Source organism: Streptomyces sp. NPDC047043, assembly GCF_040644055.1.
GTDB lineage: Bacteria > Actinomycetota > Actinomycetes > Streptomycetales > Streptomycetaceae > Streptomyces.
Genome location: NZ_JBEYVO010000049.1, coordinates 64531 through 82391, shown reverse-complemented (window position 1 = coordinate 82391; position 17861 = coordinate 64531). Strand labels below are relative to the sequence as shown.

General features: G+C 69.7%; 16 protein-coding genes. 8 read left to right on the top strand and 8 right to left on the bottom strand.

The genetic code is table 11. From position 1 onward, the window contains the following. Positions 1–166 precede the first annotated feature (166 nt). From fdhA to ABZ880_RS49455, 3 genes are all read right to left on the bottom strand, one after another. Complete coding sequence (gene fdhA, locus ABZ880_RS49465) at positions 167–1393, bottom strand: formaldehyde dehydrogenase, glutathione-independent (RefSeq protein ID WP_361277650.1); 1227 nt, start codon at positions 1391–1393, stop codon at positions 167–169. Positions 1394–1505: 112 nt separating this feature from the next. Next, positions 1506–2060 carry a methylated-DNA--[protein]-cysteine S-methyltransferase gene (locus ABZ880_RS49460; RefSeq protein WP_361277649.1) on the bottom strand — a complete coding sequence of 185 codons (555 nt, stop codon included), beginning with the start codon at positions 2058–2060 and terminating at the stop codon, positions 1506–1508. 46 nt (positions 2061–2106) lie between these two features. Then, entirely contained in the window at positions 2107–2985 is an 879-nt protein-coding gene (locus ABZ880_RS49455) for a glycerophosphodiester phosphodiesterase family protein (RefSeq protein ID WP_361277648.1), read from the bottom strand. A gap of 281 nt (positions 2986–3266) precedes the next feature. On the opposite strand from ABZ880_RS49455, the gene ABZ880_RS49450 reads away from it, so the two are divergent. The 7 genes from ABZ880_RS49450 (at position 3267) to ABZ880_RS49420 (ending at position 11979) form a co-directional block, all read left to right on the top strand. Further along, positions 3267–4133 carry an MHYT domain-containing protein gene (locus ABZ880_RS49450; RefSeq protein ID WP_361277647.1) on the top strand — a complete coding sequence of 289 codons (867 nt, stop codon included), beginning with the start codon at positions 3267–3269 and terminating at the stop codon, positions 4131–4133. A 40-nt stretch (positions 4134–4173) separates the two neighbouring features. Next, positions 4174–6309, top strand: a complete 2136-nt coding sequence (gene uvrB, locus ABZ880_RS49445) for an excinuclease ABC subunit UvrB (protein WP_361277646.1) — start codon at positions 4174–4176, stop codon at positions 6307–6309. A gap of 161 nt (positions 6310–6470) precedes the next feature. Next, on the top strand, positions 6471–7049 hold the full coding sequence (locus ABZ880_RS49440; RefSeq protein WP_361277645.1) for a TerD family protein: 579 nt from the start codon (positions 6471–6473) through the stop codon (positions 7047–7049). Positions 7050–7131: 82 nt separating this feature from the next. Next, complete coding sequence (locus ABZ880_RS49435; protein WP_361277644.1) at positions 7132–9147, top strand: TerD family protein; 2016 nt, start codon at positions 7132–7134, stop codon at positions 9145–9147. A 225-nt stretch (positions 9148–9372) separates the two neighbouring features. Next, positions 9373–10374, top strand: coding sequence for a TerC/Alx family metal homeostasis membrane protein (locus ABZ880_RS49430; protein WP_361277643.1), 1002 nt, complete (start codon positions 9373–9375; stop codon positions 10372–10374). 140 nt (positions 10375–10514) lie between these two features. Then, complete coding sequence (locus ABZ880_RS49425) at positions 10515–10817, top strand: hypothetical protein (protein ID WP_361277652.1); 303 nt, start codon at positions 10515–10517, stop codon at positions 10815–10817. Positions 10818–10878: 61 nt separating this feature from the next. Continuing rightward, positions 10879–11979, top strand: coding sequence for an ionic transporter y4hA (locus tag ABZ880_RS49420; RefSeq protein ID WP_361277642.1), 1101 nt, complete (start codon positions 10879–10881; stop codon positions 11977–11979). Here the strand turns inward: ABZ880_RS49420 and ABZ880_RS49415 are convergent. Next, a complete protein-coding gene (locus ABZ880_RS49415; protein WP_361277641.1) occupies positions 11969–13273 on the bottom strand; it encodes an MFS transporter in 1305 nt (434 codons plus the stop codon). The genes ABZ880_RS49420 and ABZ880_RS49415 overlap by 11 nt on opposite strands. 62 nt (positions 13274–13335) lie before the next feature. Then, the gene (locus tag ABZ880_RS49410; RefSeq protein WP_361277640.1) at positions 13336–14382 is read right to left on the bottom strand and encodes a S66 peptidase family protein; all 1047 of its coding nucleotides are present in this window, start codon (positions 14380–14382) and stop codon (positions 13336–13338) included. Between the two features lie 102 nt (positions 14383–14484). Here ABZ880_RS49410 and aroQ point away from each other — a divergent pair, with 102 nt between their 5' ends. Continuing rightward, positions 14485–14958 carry a type II 3-dehydroquinate dehydratase gene (aroQ, locus tag ABZ880_RS49405; protein WP_361277639.1) on the top strand — a complete coding sequence of 158 codons (474 nt, stop codon included), beginning with the start codon at positions 14485–14487 and terminating at the stop codon, positions 14956–14958. A gap of 50 nt (positions 14959–15008) precedes the next feature. Here aroQ and ABZ880_RS49400 read toward each other — a convergent pair whose 3' ends face one another. Genes ABZ880_RS49400 through ABZ880_RS49390 form a run of 3 tightly spaced genes read right to left on the bottom strand, consistent with a single transcriptional unit; the run spans position 15009 to position 17556 of the window. Next, positions 15009–15761, bottom strand: a complete 753-nt coding sequence (locus ABZ880_RS49400; protein WP_361277638.1) for an amino acid ABC transporter ATP-binding protein — start codon at positions 15759–15761, stop codon at positions 15009–15011. Continuing rightward, entirely contained in the window at positions 15758–16675 is a 918-nt protein-coding gene (locus tag ABZ880_RS49395; RefSeq protein WP_361277637.1) for an amino acid ABC transporter permease, read from the bottom strand. The genes ABZ880_RS49400 and ABZ880_RS49395 overlap by 4 nt, the downstream gene beginning before the upstream one ends. Continuing rightward, on the bottom strand, positions 16672–17556 hold the full coding sequence (locus ABZ880_RS49390; protein ID WP_361277636.1) for an ABC transporter substrate-binding protein: 885 nt from the start codon (positions 17554–17556) through the stop codon (positions 16672–16674). The genes ABZ880_RS49395 and ABZ880_RS49390 overlap by 4 nt, the downstream gene beginning before the upstream one ends. Positions 17557–17861 lie beyond the last annotated feature (305 nt).

The following is a 17861-nucleotide window of genomic DNA, read 5'->3' as shown; positions in this document are numbered from 1 at the left end:
GCCCCCCTCCCACCCCCCCCCCTCACCTACCACCCCCCCCCCCCCCCCCCTACTTCTTCCGCGCCCCCCAACTCCCACCCGCGGGGGGGCCACATGGGGCCCCCCCCGCGCCCGCGGGCCCACCCCTTTGCATTGTTCACACCCCCGCTCACTCCTGTTCAGGAGCTCAGACGGGGCTCACCCCGCTCAGCGCTCCGTGCGGGTCGAGCACGTACTTGCGGCTGGCGCCCTGGTCGAACTCGGCGTAGCCGCGCGGTGCGTCCTCCAGGCCGATGACGGTCGCGTTGACCGCCTTGGCGATGTGCACGCGCCCGTGCAGGATCGCCATCATCAGGCCACGGTGGTACTTCATCACCGGGCACTGCCCGGTCGTGAAGTGGTGGCTCTTGGCCCAGCCGAGGCCGAGCCGCACCTTCAGCGTCCCGGACTTGGCGTCCTCGTCGACCCCGCCGGGGTCGTCCGTGACGTACAGCCCGGGGATGCCCAGGGCACCGCCCGCGCGCGTGATGCCCATCAGCGAGTTGAGGACCGTCGCGGGCGCCTCGGGGGCGTCCTTGCCGTGCGCCCGGGCCTCGAAGCCGACGGCATCGACCGCCGCGTCCACCTCGGGCTCGCCGAGGATCTGTGCGAGCTGGTCCTCGACGCTGCCCTGGGAGATGTCGACCGTCTCGCAGCCGAAACTCCGCGCCTGGGCGAGACGCTCGGCGTTGAGGTCGCCGACGACGACCACGGCCGCACCCAGCAGCTGCGCCGAGGCGGCCGCCGCCAGACCGACCGGGCCGGCCCCTGCGACGTACACCGTCGAACCGACACCGGCGCCCGAACTCACGACGCCGTGGAAGCCGGTCGGGAAGATGTCCGACAGCATGGTCAGGTCGAGCAGCTTCTCGCGCGCCTCGTCCCGGTCAGGGAACTTCAGCAGGTTGAAGTCGGCGTACGGGACCATGGCGTACTCGGCCTGGCCGCCGACCCAACCACCCATGTCGACATAGCCGTACGCCGCCCCCGGCCGGGCCGGGTTGACGTTCAGACAGATGCCGGTCTTGCGCTCCTTGCAGTTGCGGCACCGCCCGCAGGCGATGTTGAACGGTACGGAGACGATGTCGCCCACGTCGATGAACTCGACGTCCGGACCCCGTTCGACGACCTCGCCGGTGATCTCGTGTCCCAGCGCCAGCCCTTCCGGCGCGGTCGTCCGCCCGCGCACCATGTGCTGGTCGCTTCCGCAGATGTTCGTGGCGAGCACCTTGAGGATCACACCGTGCCGGCACTTGCGGCCGACGTTCTCGGTTGCGACCCCCGGCCCGTCCTGGAGTTCAAGCGTCGGGTAGTCGATGGTCCTGACTTCGACCGCGCCCGGCTTGAGATACGCGACTGCCCTGTTTCCGCTCATGCGTGATCGCCGTCCCTTCGGCTCCGAGCCTTCGGATGCCAGTGGCTGTGCGCATGGCCGAGTCTGCTACCGACACTCCCTTCCGGCCAGCCTTCGCGCGGGTGGTTGTCGCTCAGAACAGCGGCTCGGGCAGGACCCCCTCCAGCGCGAGCAGCTTGCGCTTCGTCTCCAGCCCGCCCCCGAACCCGCCGATGCCGCCGTCGCTCTCGACGACCCGGTGGCAGGGCACCACGACCGGCAGCGGATTGGACCCCATCGCCGTCCCCACCGCCTGGGCCGCACCCGGCTGGCCCACCCGCCCGGCCAGGTCGCCGTAGCCCACGACCGCGCCGTACGGGACGCCGGAGGCCAGCTCGCGCAGCACCTGCCGGTTGAAGCCGGAGATCAGCGACCAGTCCAGCGGCAGCTCGAAGTCACGCCGCTCACCCGAGAAGTACGCCTCGACCTGCCGTATCGCCTCGGCCAGCAGCGGCGAGTCGGGTGCCTCGACGGGCTCGCAGCCCAGTCGGGACGCCAGCCGCACGAGCGCCTTGTCGCGCACCGCGTCCGTGGCGTGGAACACGACGTTGACCAGTCCCTCGCGGGTCGCGGCCAGCAGCAGCGGACCGATCCCGCTGTCGACCACCGCCCACACGACCTGCTGTTCGTACCGCTCATGGCTGTCCATGCGCCCACCGTACGACCCGCCACTGACAACGCCCGGCGAGCGGGACTCAGGGCGCCTGCAGCGCGGCCCGGACCACGTCGGGCTTGTTGGTGATGATGCCGTCGACGCCGTGCCGGGCGGCCTGCCGGGCGGTGTCCGCGTCGTCGACGGTCCATGTGAAGACCGTCAGCGGCCTGCCGTGCGGCCCCGTGAAGGCATGGACGGCGGCGACGTAACGGGTCGAGACCGAGCTGTACGAGGGGTTGATCCCGTCGGTGAAGGACGCGTACTCGGGCAGGTCCGACATGGCCGGAGCACCGAGGAAACCCGTCCTGACGGCGGGCTTGAGGTCATGGACGATGCGCAGGCTGTCCGCGCTGAAGCTCTGCACGATCAGCCGGCCGGCCAGGTGCTGCCGGTCGAGCCAGCCCTCGTTGCTCAGCACCTTCAGGGTCTGCCGCTCGATGCCCGGGTACAGCTCCGGGTTCTTGATCTCCAGGAGCAGCTTCTGGTGGTTGTGCTCGACCCGGCGCATGTACTGCTCCAGCGTCGGCACGCGCGTGCCGACGTACCGCGGGCCGAACCAGCTCCCCGCGTCCAGGCGCGCGATCTCGGCCGCGGTGAAGTCCTTCACCTTCCAGGACGTCCGGCGGGGAAACACCTTCTCGACGTCGGTCGTGCGCTGCAGACTGTCGTCGTGGATGACGACGAGCTCGCCGTCCCTGGTCCGCTGGACGTCGTTCTCGACCCAGCCGATGCCCAGCCGGGCCGCCTCGTCGATGGCGGCGAGGGTGTTCTCGGGCGCGTAGGCGGAGGCGCCCCGGTGACCGAAGACCAACGGCCGCTCGTCGACGGCGTCGCCCGCCCGGGCGGCGGAGCCGGGCAGCAGGAGGGCGGCGGTTCCCAGCAGCGCGGTCGTGATGGCGGCAAGTGCGCGCGCGTACATGCGTACTCCCTCACGTCGTGCGATCACGGACAGATCAACTGTGACAGCAGAGCGTCAACGACGGAGGAGTGCAGAACGGCCACACATTGAATGGAGTCGCCCAAGTCCGCTCACCGGTGCCGCACAACTGAGGCAACGACGTGTTTCTTTGCCGGAAAATCGTTCGACCATTCTGGTGGGAGTCATACTCTCTGCCTCAACCCTGACCGCTCGGGCGGTCTTGGGAGGGGGCGCATTTCAAGGAATTCCGGGACGTAAGAGGGCGGGAAGGGCAGCCGCGCATGCAAGGCACGGTCGACGGATTCAGCTACGGACTCGTCACACCGCTGGTGGCCTATCTCATGGCCTCCCTCGGCGGCGCCCTCGGCCTGCGCTGCACCACCAGATCGATGCTTGTCGCACACTCGTCGCGCCCCGCCTGGCTCGTCCTGGGCTCGGCGGCGATCGGCTCCGGCATATGGACCATGCACTTCGTCGCGATGATGGGGTTCACGGTCAAAGGAGCACCGATCCATTACGACAAACCGACGACGTTCGCCAGCCTCGGCATCGCGGTCGTCATGGTGGGCGTAGGGATCTTCATCGTCGGCTACAAGGGCGCGACCGGAACGTCCCTGTTCACCGGCGGCACGATCACAGGCCTGGGCATCGCCTCGATGCACTACCTGGGCATGGCCGGAATGCGCCTGAACGGAAAGCTGGAGTACAACACGGTCACCGTCGGCGTCTCCGTCGTCATCGCGATGGTCGCCGCCACTGCCGCCCTGTGGGCGGCCGGACAGGTCCGAGGCTTCCTGTGGAGCGTGGGCGCGAGCCTCGTGATGGGGCTAGCGGTCAGCGGCATGCACTACACGGGCATGGCGGCCCTCAGCGTCCACCTCCACGGCACGGGCGCCCCCACCTCCGGCGACTCGCCCGCCGCGCTGCTGTGGCCCATGCTGATCGGCCCGCTCGTCTTCCTCCTCATCGCCGCCGTGGTCGTGATGTTCGACCCGCTCATGGTCATGGGGAAGCCCGACTGGACCCCCGTCGAGCAGAAGCCGGGCGTCCCGGCCCACCCCGCCGTCCACCACCCGGCCCGCCGCCCCCCGCTGCGCCCCTCCCGGCAGCCGGGCCGCCGCAACTCCCGCACGCCGCAGAACCGCTGATCGGGCCGCGTTGTCAGTGGCGGGTCGTACGGTTGATTGCATGCGGCCCGTTTCCAACATCGAACGCACGGTGGCGCCCTTCGAGGTCGTCAGCCCCTACCAGCCCAGCGGCGACCAGCCGACGGCCATCGCCGAGCTGGCCAAACGCATCGAGGCAGGCGAGCGTGACGTCGTCCTGCTCGGCGCGACCGGCACCGGCAAGTCCGCCACCACCGCGTGGATGATCGAGAAGCTCCAGCGCCCCACCCTCGTGATGGCGCCGAACAAGACCCTGGCCGCCCAGCTGGCGAACGAGTTCCGCGAGCTGCTGCCGAACAACGCGGTCGAGTACTTCGTCTCGTACTACGACTACTACCAGCCCGAGGCCTACGTCCCGCAGTCGGACACCTACATCGAGAAGGACTCCTCGATCAACGAGGAGGTCGAGCGCCTGCGCCACTCCGCGACCAACTCGCTGCTCACCCGCCGCGACGTCGTGGTGGTCGCCTCGGTCTCCTGCATCTACGGCCTCGGTACACCGCAGGAGTACGTGGACCGCATGGTCCCGCTCAAGGTCGGCGACGAGATCGACCGCGACCAGCTGCTGCGCCGTTTCGTCGACATCCAGTACACGCGCAACGACCTGGCCTTCACCCGGGGCACCTTCCGCGTCCGCGGCGACACCATCGAGATCTTCCCGGTCTACGAGGAACTCGCCGTCCGGATCGAGATGTTCGGCGACGAGATCGAGGCGCTCTCGACGCTCCACCCGATCACCGGCGAGATCATCAGCGACGACGAGCAGCTGTATGTCTTCCCGGCCTCCCACTACGTCGCGGGTCCCGAGCGCATGGAGCGGGCCGTCAACGACATCGAGAAGGAGCTCGGCGAGCGCCTGGCCGAGCTGGAGAAGCAGGGCAAGCTCCTGGAGGCCCAGCGCCTCAGGATGCGGACGACGTACGACCTCGAGATGCTCCGCCAGATCGGCTCCTGCTCCGGCGTCGAGAACTACTCGATGCACTTCGACGGCCGCTCGCCCGGCTCCCCGCCCAACACCCTGCTGGACTACTTCCCGGACGACTTCCTGCTGGTCATCGACGAGTCCCACAACACCGTCCCGCAGATCGGCGCGATGTACGAGGGCGACGCCTCCCGCAAGCGCACCCTCGTCGACCACGGCTTCCGGCTGCCCTCCGCCCTCGACAACCGGCCCCTGAAGTGGGAGGAGTTCCAGGAGCGCATCGGGCAGACGGTCTATCTGTCGGCGACCCCCGGCAAGTACGAGCTCTCGCGCGCGGACGGCGCCGTCGAGCAGATCATCCGCCCCACCGGCCTCATCGACCCGGAGGTCGTGGTCAAGCCCACCGAGGGCCAGATCGACGACCTGGTGCACGAGATCCGCACCCGCACCGAGAAGGACGAGCGCGTCCTGGTCACCACACTCACCAAGAAGATGGCCGAGGACCTCACGGACTACTTCCTGGAACTCGGCATCCAGGTCCGCTATCTGCACAGCGACGTCGACACCCTGCGCCGCGTCGAGCTGCTGCGCGAACTGCGCTCCGGCGAGTTCGACGTCCTGGTCGGCATCAACCTCCTCCGTGAGGGCCTCGACCTGCCCGAGGTGTCCCTGGTGGCCATCCTCGACGCCGACAAGGAGGGCTTCCTGCGCTCCGGCACCTCCCTGATCCAGACCATCGGCCGCGCGGCGCGCAACGTGTCCGGCCAGGTTCACATGTACGCCGACAAGATCACCCCCGCGATGGAGAAGGCCATCGAGGAGACCAACCGCCGCCGGGAGAAGCAGGTCGCGTACAACACCGCGAACGGCATCGACCCCCAGCCGCTGCGCAAGAAGATCAACGACATCGTCGCCCAGATCGCCCGCGAGGACGTCGACACGGAGCAGCTGCTCGGCTCGGGCTACCGCAAGCTGAAGGACGGCAAGGGCGCCAAGGCACCCGTGCCCGCGCTCGGCGGCAAGGCAGCCGGCGGCGCAAAGGCCAAGGGCAAGGCCAAGGAGACGGTTCCGACCGACCGGCCCGCGGCCGAACTCGCCGAACAGATCGAGGAGATGACGGCGCGTATGCGCGCCGCCGCCGCGGACCTCCAGTTCGAGATCGCGGCCCGGCTGCGCGACGAGGTCTCCGAGATGAAGAAGGAACTGCGCCAGATGCGGGAGGCAGGCCTGGCCTGACCCCCTCCGGTCCGCCGTCGTACCTCGGCATCTGCGCACTGTGTTGCAAGACCGACACAAAGCACGAGCCGGGGTACGGCACTGTCAGTGGCCCTGCGTAGGGTTCTGGTCAACCGCGGGTTCCGCGGCAACAGGGGACAGTTCGAGAGGGGAAACAGCGCGTGACCGTCAACATGACCAAGGGTCAGGCCATCAGTCTGCAGAAGAACGACGGAGGCAGCCTGACGGCGGTGCGCATGGGTCTCGGCTGGCAGGCGGCTCCCCGGCGCGGCCTGTTCGGCTCGCGCACCCGGGAGATCGACCTGGACGCCTCCGCCGTCCTGTTCGCGGACAAGCAGCCGGTCGACGTCGTCTTCTTCCGCCACCTGGTGAGCGACGACGGCTCCGTGCGCCACACCGGTGACAACCTCGTCGGCGGTGTCGGACAGGGCGGCGACGACGAGGCGATCCTCGTCGACCTGGCGCGCATCCCGGTCCACATCGACCAGATCGTCTTCACCGTGAACTCCTTCACGGGCCAGACGTTCCAGGAGGTGCAGAACGCGTTCTGCCGCCTGGTCGACGAGACCAACGGCCAGGAACTCGCCCGCTACACGCTGGCGGGCGGCGGACAGTACACGGCCCAGATCATGGCCAAGGTGCACCGCTCGGGCCCGGGCTGGACGATGACGGCCCTCGGCACCCCGGCCAACGGCCGCACCTTCCAGGACCTGATGCCGGCGATCCTGCCGCACCTGTAGGACAACCGGGCCAGGGCCCGTCCGGAAGCGGGCCCTGGCCGCACACGACACGACACATCGGCGACACAGGGGGACGAGGGCGATGACGGCCGAGCTGGTGCGGGGGCAGAACCACCCGCTCTCCCAGGCCCGTCTGGAGATAAGGGTCTCGGCCGGCACGCCGATCGTGGCCTCGGCCACGCTCGGCGACGAGCACGGCAGGGCCCGCGGCATCGAATGGGTGGCCCACCCCGGCGCGCCCAGCCTGCCCGGGCTCGAGGTCTCCAAGCAGGCGGCCGCCGACCACCGTCTCGCGGTGGACCTCGATGCCGTGCCCGAGGCCGTGCACCGCGTCAACGTGCTGCTCGCCCTGCCCACGGGGACGGGTCCGGTGCGCTTCGGCGCCGTGGCCGCCCCCTTCGTGGCCGTCACCGGCCTCGACGGAACCGAGGTCGCCAGCTACACGATCACCGGACTGGACGCCGAGTCGGCCGTCGTCGCCCTGGAGCTCTACCGCCGACAGGACGCCTGGAAGGTGCGCGCCGTCGGCCAGGGATACGCCGGCGGTCTCGCCGAACTCTTCACCGACCAGGGCCTGCCCGAGGCCCACCATCTCGCGGGCAGCATCAACGAGGCGGTGACCCAGGGCCTGTCCCGCTCGGTCCCGGCGCCCCCGCAGCGCACGGCGGACGGCGACCGTACCCGCCAGACGGCCGCACCGGCGCCCGGCCCCGACCAGGGCGGCCCCGCGCCGCACGGCGGCCCCGGGCCCACGGCCCCGCAGCCCGGCTCCCCGTACGGAACCCCGGGGACCGGCCTGCCGCAGCCCGGATACCCCGCAGGTCCCGCGCCCGCGGACCCCTCCGCCGTCACCCAGCCGTCCGCGTCCACCGCCGACGGCCCGATCGACTACAGCCACCCGAGGCGGCAGAACGCCGCTCCGCCCCCGCCCCCGCCGACCGCGCCCCCCGCCCCGCCCGGGCAGCCCGCGCAGCCTGTCGCCGGTGATGCGACCGGCTGGTCCATGGAGGAGCGGCTCTACAACCAGGTCTGGGGCATGTTCGAAGACCTGGCCCGTACCACGGCCGCGTACCGCAGCGCCGTCGACTTCGCCGACTCGCGCATGGAGAAGGAGCTCGACCAGGTCCTCTCCGACCCGCGCAGCAGGATCGGCGGGCAGGGCGACACCGCGCGCGAGACGGCCCGCGCCAAGCACACACAGCTTGTCGACCAGGCCAGGGCGGCCCTCGACCGGGACCTCGCCCAGCTTGCCGCCGAGGCCGATGTCGTCGAGCCGGCGCTGCCGCCCGCGTACGCTCGCTGGGACAACCCCGTCTGGCACGGCTACCGGGTACCGATGGAGATCCCGATGGCCCTGCGCCTGGGCGACCTCTATCTGCCCGAGAGCGAGCTGCTGCGCATCCCGATGCTGGTCCGCCTGCCGCTGGAGCGCGGACTGTGGATCGACAGCGGACGCACCGGATCCGTCGACGAGTCGTTCGCCGACGCCCACGAACTGGGTCAGCTCGCGATGGCGACGGCCGTGGCGATCGCGGCCCGGCTGCTCGCGGTCTATCCGGTGGGCGAGTTCAGCGTGCACGTCATCGACCCGGCAGGCTCCGGGGTGCAGGCGCTCGCGCCGCTGGTGCAGACCGGCGTCCTCGCGACCCCGCCCGCGCTGGGCGCGGCGGGCGTGACGGATGTCCTGACCCGGCTCACCCAGCGCGTGGACCTGGTGCAGATGGCGGTGCGCGGCGGCGCGGCCGACTCCCTCCCGCCCGGCCTCGACACGGCCGAGCAGTTGCTGATCGTCAACGACTTCCCGCACGGCTTCGACGACCGGGCCGTGACCCAGCTGCGCTACCTCGCGGACGAGGGCCCGGCTGTCGGCGTGCACCTGATGATGGTCGCGGACCGTGAGGAGGCCGCCGGGTACGGGCCGTTGCTCGACCCCCTGTGGCGTTCACTGCTGCGGCTGACCCCGCTGCCCGACGATCACCTCGCCGATCCGTGGGTCGGCCACGCCTGGACGTACGAGCCGTCGCTCGTGCCGTCCGGCAGCCAGGTTCTCCAGCAGGTGCTCAACCAGGTGGCGGCAGCCCGTACCAAGCATTGGTAAAGCATCTCTGAGCAGCTCTTTTGACCTTTTCTTTGCCAATCACTTTACCGTTCCTTGGTGGTTGGGGTACTGTTGTTCCCACGGAGGGGAGTACTCCCTGTCGACTGCGGCGTGCCCGTCAATACGGATCGGATCTGATCCCGGGGCGTCGGCCCACCGTGGGTGGAAGAGACCTCCGGCAGCGCGACGACGCTGGTCATTGCCGTTACGACTGCCGGAGGCGCAGTGGATGTTTCCCCGACCCTGTGGGTCCTGACCATCGTGGGCCTTGCCGCCCTGATCGCGGTCGACTTCTTCATCGGCCGCAAGCCGCACGACGTCTCGATCAAGGAAGCCGGGATCTGGACGGCCGTCTGGATCGCCCTCGCCGGGCTCTTCGGACTCGGGCTGCTCCTCTTCGGAGGCGGCCAGGCCGGCGGCGAGTTCTTCGCGGGCTTCATCACCGAGAAGTCGCTGAGCGTCGACAACCTCTTCGTCTTCGTCCTGATCATGGCGAAGTTCGCGGTCCCCTCGCAGTACCAGCAGAGGGTGCTGCTCGTCGGCGTCCTCATAGCCCTCGTCCTGCGGGCCGTCTTCATCGCCGCAGGTGCGGCGATCCTCGCCAGCTTCGCGTGGGTCTTCTACCTCTTCGGCGCGTTCCTGATCTGGACCGCCTGGAAGCTCATCCAGGAGGCCCGGGCCGACGAGGAGGACGAGGAGTTCGAGGAGAACAAGCTGCTCAAGGCCGCCGAGCGCCGCTTCGGTGTCGCTGACCGCTACCACGGCACCAAGCTGTGGATCCAGCAGAACGGCAAGCGGGTCATGACCCCGATGCTGGTCGTGATGCTGGCGATCGGCACCACGGACGTCCTGTTCGCACTCGACTCCATCCCCGCGATCTTCGGCCTGACCCAGGACCCGTACATCGTGTTCACCGCGAACGCCTTCGCCCTGATGGGTCTTCGCCAGCTGTACTTCCTCATCGGCGGGCTGCTCAAGAAGCTGGTCCACCTCAGCTACGGCCTGTCGATCATCCTGGGCTTCATCGGCGTCAAGCTGGTGCTGCACGCACTGCACGAGTCCGGGGTGCACGTCCCGGAGATCTCCATCCCGGTCTCCCTCGGCGTGATCTGTGCGGTCCTGATCGTCACCACCATCACCAGCCTGAGGGCGTCCAAGAAGCAGGCGGAGGCCGAGGCGGCGCAGGCGAGGAGCGAAGGCGCTCCGAAGGACAGCATCCAGGCCTGACCGCGACCGACGTAGGAACAACCAGCACCGGGAGTGCCCCACGATGAATTGCAGCCCCCCGCTCCCGGTGCTTCGTTGGGTGCTGAGCGCTCCCGCCCCGGGAGTGCCACGGCCGGGTGGAGGCATCCGTGGACGCACCGATGAAGTTCGTGCAGATCATCGACTTCGAGACCGATCGCATCGAGGAGATGCGGCAGCTGGCCGAGGAGACGGACCAGCGCCTCGCGGGCCGCAGCGGCGGCCCCACGCACCGTCTCGTCCTCAAGGACAGGAATCAGCCGAACCGATACCTCGTGGTGATCGAGTTCAACTCGTACGAGGAGGCCATGGCCAACAGCAACGACCCCGAGACGACGAAGTTCGCCGAGCGGATGGCAGCGCTGTGTACGAAGCCGCCCTCCTTCGTCGACTGCGACGTAGAGGCGATGACCGAGTTGAAGTAAGGCGCCGCGGGCCCCGCGCAGCCGGAGTGCGGGGCCCGAACCCCTCTGCGAGGATCGCTCCATGATCGCTCGGCTCAGGTCGCTCACCACCCGGTGGACGTACCTCGTGCCGGTGCTCGCGATCGTCCTGCTGGCCTTCACCTGGGGACGAGACCTGCCCGCGGCGGTCGTCGCGCTGGTGACACTGGTCCTCGCGGGGGCCGTTCTGTCCGCCGTCCATCATGCCGAGGTCGTCGCCCACCGCGTCGGCGAGCCCTTCGGCTCCCTCGTCCTCGCCGTCGCCGTCACGATCATCGAAGTCGCCCTGATCGTCACGCTGATGGCAGACGGCGGGGACAAGAGCTCCACCCTGGCCCGGGACACCGTCTTCGCGGCCGTGATGATCACCTGCAACGGCATCGTCGGCCTCTGTCTCCTCGTCGCCTCCCTGCGCCACGGCCTCGCGGTCTTCAACCCCGAGGGCACCGGCGCCGCCCTCGCGACGGTCGCCACCCTGGCCACGCTCAGCCTGGTGCTGCCGACGTTCACGACGAGCAAGCCGGGCCCGGAGTTCTCCGGCGTGCAGCTCACGTTCGCCGCGATCTCCTCGCTGATCCTCTACGGCCTGTTCGTCGCGACCCAGACCGTGCGGCACCGCGACTACTTCCTGCCCATCACCCGCCAGGGCGAGGTCATCGCCTCGGACGACCACGCGGATGCGCCGACCGCCCGCACCGCCAGGATCAGCCTGGGCCTGCTCCTGCTCGCCCTCGTCGGCGTGGTCGGGCTGGCGAAGGGCGTGTCCCCCACGATCGAGTCCGGCGTGGAGGCCGCCGGGCTGCACCACGCCGTCGTCGGCGTGATCATCGCCCTGCTGGTGCTGCTCCCGGAGACCATCGCCGCGTTGCGCTCCGCCCGCCGGGACCGGGTGCAGACCAGCCTGAACCTCGCCCTCGGCTCCGCCATGGCCAGCATCGGCCTGACCATCCCCGCGGTCGCCCTGGCCTCGATCTGGCTCTCCGGCCCGCTCGTCCTCGGTCTCGGATCGGTGCACATGGTGCTGCTCGCGCTGACCGTGGTGGTGGCCTCCCTGACCGTGGTGCCGGGCCGGGCCACGCCGCTGCAGGGAGGGGTCCATCTGGTGCTGTTCGCGGCCTACTTGGAGCTGGCGATCAATCCATGACCGGCTGCGCGACGACCACCGTCACCGGCCGGGTCTCGGGCAGCATCGCGAAGCACCCGAGGCTCAGCAGCGCGATCCCGGTCAGATAGGCGCCCACCCCCCACGGCACCCGGCCTCCGTGCTCGGCAAGGGCCGTCGCCGCGATCGGCGTGAGCGCACCCCCGAGGACCCCGCCGAGGTTGTAGCCGACCGCCGCGCCCGTGCAGCGCACCCGAGGCTCGTACAACTCGGGCAGATAGGCGGCGATCACCCCGAACATCGTGACGAACGCGAGCAGTGCGCCCAGGAAGCCCACGAACATCAGCAGCGGCCGGCCGGTCGCGAGGAGCGCCACTGTTGGAAGCATCCACACGACCGCGGCAGTGCACCCGGCCAGGCACATCGGCCGTCGCCCATAACGGTCCCCGAGCAGCGCGGCCAACGGCGTCAGCGAGCCCTTCACCGCCACGGCGGCCATGATGCAGGTCAGCATGACGGTACGGCTCACCCCCAGCCGCTCCGTCGCGTACGCGAGGGACCAGGTGGTCACGGCGTAGAAGATCGCGTACCCGATGGAGAGGGCGCCCGCCGTCAGCAGGACGAGGCGCCAGTGGTCGCGTGCGACCTCGGCGAGCGGCACGCGCGCGTGGTCGTCGATTTCGAGGAAGCTGGGGCTCTCCGCGAGCGACGAGCGCAGCCACAACCCGACCGCGGCCAGTCCCCCCGCCACCCAGAACGGCACCCGCCAACCCCATTGCGTGAACTGCGCGTCGGAGAGTGTCGCCGACAGCGCCAGCACCACACCGTTGGCGAGCAGGAACCCCAGTGCGGGCCCGACCTGCGGGAAGCTCGACCACAGTGCACGCCGCTCGGCGGGCGCGTGCTCCGCGGTCAGCAGCACGGCCCCGCCCCACTCCCCGCCGAGCCCCAGCCCTTGGAGAAAGCGCAGGACCAGGAGCAGCACGGGGGCGACCACACCGATCGAGTCGTACGTCGGCACACAGCCGACCGCGATCGTCGAGGCGCCGGTCAGCAGCAACGAGCCGACCAGGACCGGCCGGCGCCCGCGCCGGTCCCCGATGTGCCCGAACAGCACCGAACCCAGCGGTCGCGCCACGAACCCCACGCCGAACGTCGCGAAGGCGGCCAACGTCCCCGCCACCGGCGAGAACGTCGGGAAGAACAGCGGCCCCAGGACCAGTGCCGCCGCGGTCCCGTAGACGAAGAAGTCGTAGAACTCGATGGCCGTCCCGGCGAGCGAGGCGGCCGCGAGCCGCAGCATGGAGGGTGCCCTTACGGTGCGTACGTCGTGCATGCCGCGTCAACTACCCACGGTGACCGCGGGTTACGGGGGCGCGTGGGCGCGGCTGGGTCTCGTCAGTACGTGACGGTGATGCGCCGGGCGGGCCCGTCGACGCGGACGATGCCGCCGTAGGGGATGACGAGTTGTGGATCGGTGTGGCCGAAGTCCACGTCGAAGACGATCGGGGTGTCGGGGGCATACATCTGCATGGCCCGCACCACGGCCTCGCGCTGTTCGGCGGCGTAACGCGCCGCTGCCTCCGGGCTGTTGGGGCTCTCGAACGACCAGGTCTTGGCGCGGGCCATCAGCAGCGCGGAGAAGCGCTGCAGGAGCCCGCGCTCGCCCATGTTGCGCAGGGTGCGGAAGACCTCGGCGGCGCTCGGCAGTTCCTCCGAGGTCTCCAGGAACAGCACTCCGCCGTCGTACTCCGAGAGGTCGTGCGCGATCTCGCGGTCGGCCATCAGGAGCCAGCCGACGATCTCCAGATTGCCGCCCCAACTGCGGCCTTCGACCACACGGCCGGGATTCACCCAGGTCCATCCGCTGCCGGGCCTGGTCTCCGGCTCCTCGTCGAACGTCGCAGGGTCGGCCCAGTCGCGGTTGACGTCGCCCCAGCGCTCGGCGGGCTTCAGCTCGTACTCGCCGGAGGTGAACAGCGCCGCCCTCAGCGACTCGACGGTCAGCTCATCCATGGCGACCGGCCGGCCCAGCGCGGTCATCACGGTCGCGCCGTGATAGCCGACGATTCCCGTGTTGCGCAGATACATGAGCAGGTTCGTGTTGTCGCTCATCCCGAAGAACGGCTTCGGGTTGGCCTGGATCAACTCCCGGTCCAGCAGCGGCAGGACGGTGATCTGGTCGTCGCCGCCGATCGACGCCATGACGGCCTTGATGTCCGGGTCGGCGAACGCGGCGTGGATGTCGTCGGCACGCTCCTGCGCGGTCGCGCCCATCTTGCGGGTCGTCGGGTACTCGACCGGTTCGAGGCCGAACTCCTTGCGCAGGCGCTCCAGTCCCAGTTCGTGGGGGCGCGGGAAGAGCCCGGGCAGGCCGGACGCAGGCGAGATCACGGCCATACGGTCCCCGGGCGACGGCTTGGGCGGGTACGAGATCGTCGTCATGCCGGGAGGGTACGGGCCGTCGCGCTCTCGGCGCACCGTGATAAACCGGGTCTGAACAGCGGTCCTGTACGGATCGCGCCACCCGAACGGACCGGAGGAACCGTGCCCCGCACCCTGGCCAACGCCCCGATCATGATCCTCAACGGCCCCAACCTGAACCTCCTCGGCCAGCGTCAGCCGGAGATCTACGGCAAGGACACGCTGGCCGACGTCGAGGCGCTGTGCGCCAAGGCGGCGGCCGCGCACGGGGGCACGGTGGACTTCCGCCAGTCCAACCACGAGGGCGAGTTGGTCGACTGGATCCACGAGGCACGGCTGAACCACTGCGGGATCGTGATCAACCCCGGCGCCTACTCGCACACCTCAGTCGCGATTCTGGATGCGCTCAACACCTGTGACGGACTGCCCGTGTTGGAGGTCCACATCTCCAACATCCACCAGCGCGAGTCCTTCCGGCACCACTCGTACGTCTCGTTGCGTGCCGACGGGGTCATCGCGGGGTGCGGTGTGCAGGGGTACGTGTTCGGCGTGGAGCGGGTCGCGGCGCTCGCGGGGGCGGCTCGGGCCGACGCGTAGAGACGGCGGACGGGGCGGTGGGTAAGCCCCGATGACCAGGCGCGCGACTATTACAGCCGTCCCGCCTCCACGATCCGTCGCAGGAAGCGCTGTGTGCGCTCCTGCTGCGGGTCGCCGAAGACCTGCTCCGCGGTTCCGCGCTCCAGGACCACGCCTCCGTCCAGAAAACAAACCTGGTCGGCGACATCCCGGGCGAAGCCCATCTCATGCGTGGCCAGCACCATCGTCATGCCGTCGCCCTTGAGGTCGCGGACGACGGTGAGGACCTCGCCGACGAGTTCCGGATCGAGCGCCGCGGTGATCTCGTCGAGCAGCAGCAGCCGGGGGCGTACGGCCAGAGCGCGCACGATCGCCACACGCTGCTGCTGACCGCCGCTCAGCCGGTCCGGGTACTCGCCCGCCTTCCCGCCGAGTCCGAGCCGCTCCAGGAGCTCCCTGGCACGCTCCTCGGCCTCCGCACGGGCCAATCCGTGCACGCGCCGCGGGGCGAGCGTGATGTTGTCCAGGACGGTCATGTGCGGGAACAGGTTGTACGCCTGGAAGACCACGCCGATACGGCGCCGTACCGCGTCCTGGTCGGCGCGCGGATCGGTGATCTCCTCGCCGTCCAGCCAGATCGCGCCGTCGTCGATCTCCTCCAGGAGGTTCGCGCACCGCAGCAGCGTCGACTTGCCGGAACCCGACGCGCCGATCAGCGCGGTCACCGTGTGCGGCGCGACCTTCAGGTCGACGTCCCGCAGGACGACGGAGCCGCCGAAGGTCTTGCGCACGGACTCCATACGCAGCACGGGCGCGTCGCTCATATCGATCCTCCCTGGGCCCGCCGACGGTCCATCCGGGCCGTCACCCAGTCAGTGAAGCGGGTCATCGGGATGGTCAGCGCCACGAAGACCAGGCCCGCGACGATGTACGGCGTGTAGTTGAGGCTGCGGCCCACGATGATGTCCGCGGCCCGGACGGCGTCGATCGCACCGCCGATCGACACCAGGCCGGTGTCCTTCTGCAGCGACACCAAGTCGTTGAGGAGGGGCGGCACCTGGCGCCGTACGGCCTGAGGCAGCACCACGTACCTGAGCGCCTGCCGGTTGGTGAGGCCGAGCGAGCGGGCCGCGGCGCGCTGCGAGGGGTGGACGGACTCGATGCCGGCGCGGAACACCTCGGCCACGTACGCCGAGTACGTCAGCGTGAGGGCCGTACCGCCGAGGAGGACCGGGTCGACGGTGACGCCCTGCAGGCGCAGCGCCGGGACGCCGAGGACCACGATCATCAAGTTGATGATCAGCGGCAGTCCGCGGAAGAAGTCGGTGTACGCGGCGGCCAGCGCCCTGAGGGGGAAGAACACCGGGCCGCGCAAGGTGCGCGCGATGGCGATCAGCATGCCGAGGACCAGGACGGCGACACCGCAGATCAGCAGGAGCCGTACGTTCAGCCACAGTCCTTCGAGGACCTTCGGGAGCGCCTCGCGCGCGTACTGCCCGTTGAAGAACGTCTCCTTGGTGCGCGGCCAGCCCGGCGCGTTGACGACGATCAGGTAGAGGACGACGCCCGTGACGAGGGTCGAGAGCGCGGCGATCGCCGTCGCGCGGCGGGCACGGGCGCGCTTGAAGGCCTCGCGCTCGATCCGCCGCTGCGACGGGACGTAGCCGTCGCCCCCGCCGGTCATGTCTCCCTTGTCGTCCGCGCCGTCCTGGCCGGACTCCTCCTTGGTGACCGTCACTTGAGCACCGGGGCGTCGACGGCGTCGGAGAGCCACTGCTTCTCGATCTTCGACAGGGTGCCGTCCTTGCGCAGGGCGTCGACGGCGTCCGTCACGCAGGAGGTGAGCGCGCTGCCCTTGTCGAGCACCAGCCCGAACTGCTCCGGCGTACCGCCCTGGTTCTCGAACTGTCCGACGATCTCGGCGTTCGTCACCTCGGCCGCGGTGATGTAGAAGGCGGTCGGCAGGTCGACGACGATGGCGTCCACCTGGCCGTTCTTCAGCGCCGACTTGGCCTGGTCGTTCTTGGCGTAGACGGCGGCCTCCTGCTTCGGCTTCACCACGTCGGTGATGTAGTCGAGGCTGGTGGTGCCGACCTGGGCGCCCAGCTTGAGGTTCTTCAGGTCAGCGATGCCGGTCGCCTTCGCGGCCTTCGAGTCCTTCAGCGCGATGACGGCCTGGCGCACGTCGTAGTAGCCGGACGAGAAGTCCACGGCCTTCTTGCGCTCGGCGCTGATCGACACCTGGTTGATGTCGAAGTCGAAGGTCTTCACACCGGGCGCGAAGGCCTTGTTGAACGGCACGCTCTGCCAGACGACGGCGCTCTTGTCGTAGCCGAGCTGCTTCGCCACGGCGTAGGCGACTGCCGACTCGAAGCCCTTGCCGTTGGCGGGCTTGTCGTCCTTGAACCACGGTTCGTACGCGGGCTCGTCGGTGGCGACGGTGAGCTTGCCGGAGGTCTTGGTGGCCAACTTGCCCTTGGCGCAGGTGGAACCGGTCGACCCCGAGGCGTTGTCGCTCGCCTTCTCCTCGGGCTGCGGAGCGCAGCCGACCGCGGTGGCGAGCAGGGCTATGGTTGCCGCGGCGACGGCGCGGCGCAGTGCGCGAGGGGCGAGGTGCATGGCGGGAGATTGGCAGTCCCGCGTCCTGTTTGTCGAGGTCACGACCGCAATTGTCCGCATAGTGGGAACGAGTGTTGCAGTCCTGTGAACACTTCCCCCGGACGCCTCGTTTCACGCCGGGGCCGCCGGTCGAGGGCGGGGATCGAAAGACCGGCGGCCCGTACCGCGCAGGAGCCGTCATCCTGTGCGGGGCTGCCTCCAGTTGACTGCGCAACAACGTGCGCCGGGAGCGCGCGCATGGCACCGGCGCGTGTGAATGCTTCACACGGGGTGCGTGCGCGAAGTCGGCGTCTGCGTGCGGGAGT

What these genes read in the sequence shown, in the direction of transcription:
- fdhA (WP_361277650.1), bottom strand. Translation starts at nt 1,393, where the DNA reads ATGAGCGGAAACAGGGCAGTCGCGTATCTCAAGCCGGGCGCGGTCGAA.
- ABZ880_RS49460 (WP_361277649.1), bottom strand. Translation starts at nt 2,060, where the DNA reads ATGGACAGCCATGAGCGGTACGAACAGCAGGTCGTGTGGGCGGTGGTC.
- ABZ880_RS49455 (WP_361277648.1), bottom strand. Translation starts at nt 2,985, where the DNA reads ATGTACGCGCGCGCACTTGCCGCCATCACGACCGCGCTGCTGGGAACC.
- ABZ880_RS49450 (WP_361277647.1), top strand. Translation starts at nt 3,267, where the DNA reads ATGCAAGGCACGGTCGACGGATTCAGCTACGGACTCGTCACACCGCTG.
- uvrB (WP_361277646.1), top strand. Translation starts at nt 4,174, where the DNA reads ATGCGGCCCGTTTCCAACATCGAACGCACGGTGGCGCCCTTCGAGGTC.
- ABZ880_RS49435 (WP_361277644.1), top strand. Translation starts at nt 7,132, where the DNA reads ATGACGGCCGAGCTGGTGCGGGGGCAGAACCACCCGCTCTCCCAGGCC.
- ABZ880_RS49425 (WP_361277652.1), top strand. Translation starts at nt 10,515, where the DNA reads ATGAAGTTCGTGCAGATCATCGACTTCGAGACCGATCGCATCGAGGAG.
- ABZ880_RS49420 (WP_361277642.1), top strand. Translation starts at nt 10,879, where the DNA reads ATGATCGCTCGGCTCAGGTCGCTCACCACCCGGTGGACGTACCTCGTG.
- ABZ880_RS49415 (WP_361277641.1), bottom strand. Translation starts at nt 13,273, where the DNA reads ATGCACGACGTACGCACCGTAAGGGCACCCTCCATGCTGCGGCTCGCG.
- ABZ880_RS49410 (WP_361277640.1), bottom strand. Translation starts at nt 14,382, where the DNA reads ATGACGACGATCTCGTACCCGCCCAAGCCGTCGCCCGGGGACCGTATG.
- ABZ880_RS49400 (WP_361277638.1), bottom strand. Translation starts at nt 15,761, where the DNA reads ATGAGCGACGCGCCCGTGCTGCGTATGGAGTCCGTGCGCAAGACCTTC.
- ABZ880_RS49390 (WP_361277636.1), bottom strand. Translation starts at nt 17,556, where the DNA reads ATGCACCTCGCCCCTCGCGCACTGCGCCGCGCCGTCGCCGCGGCAACC.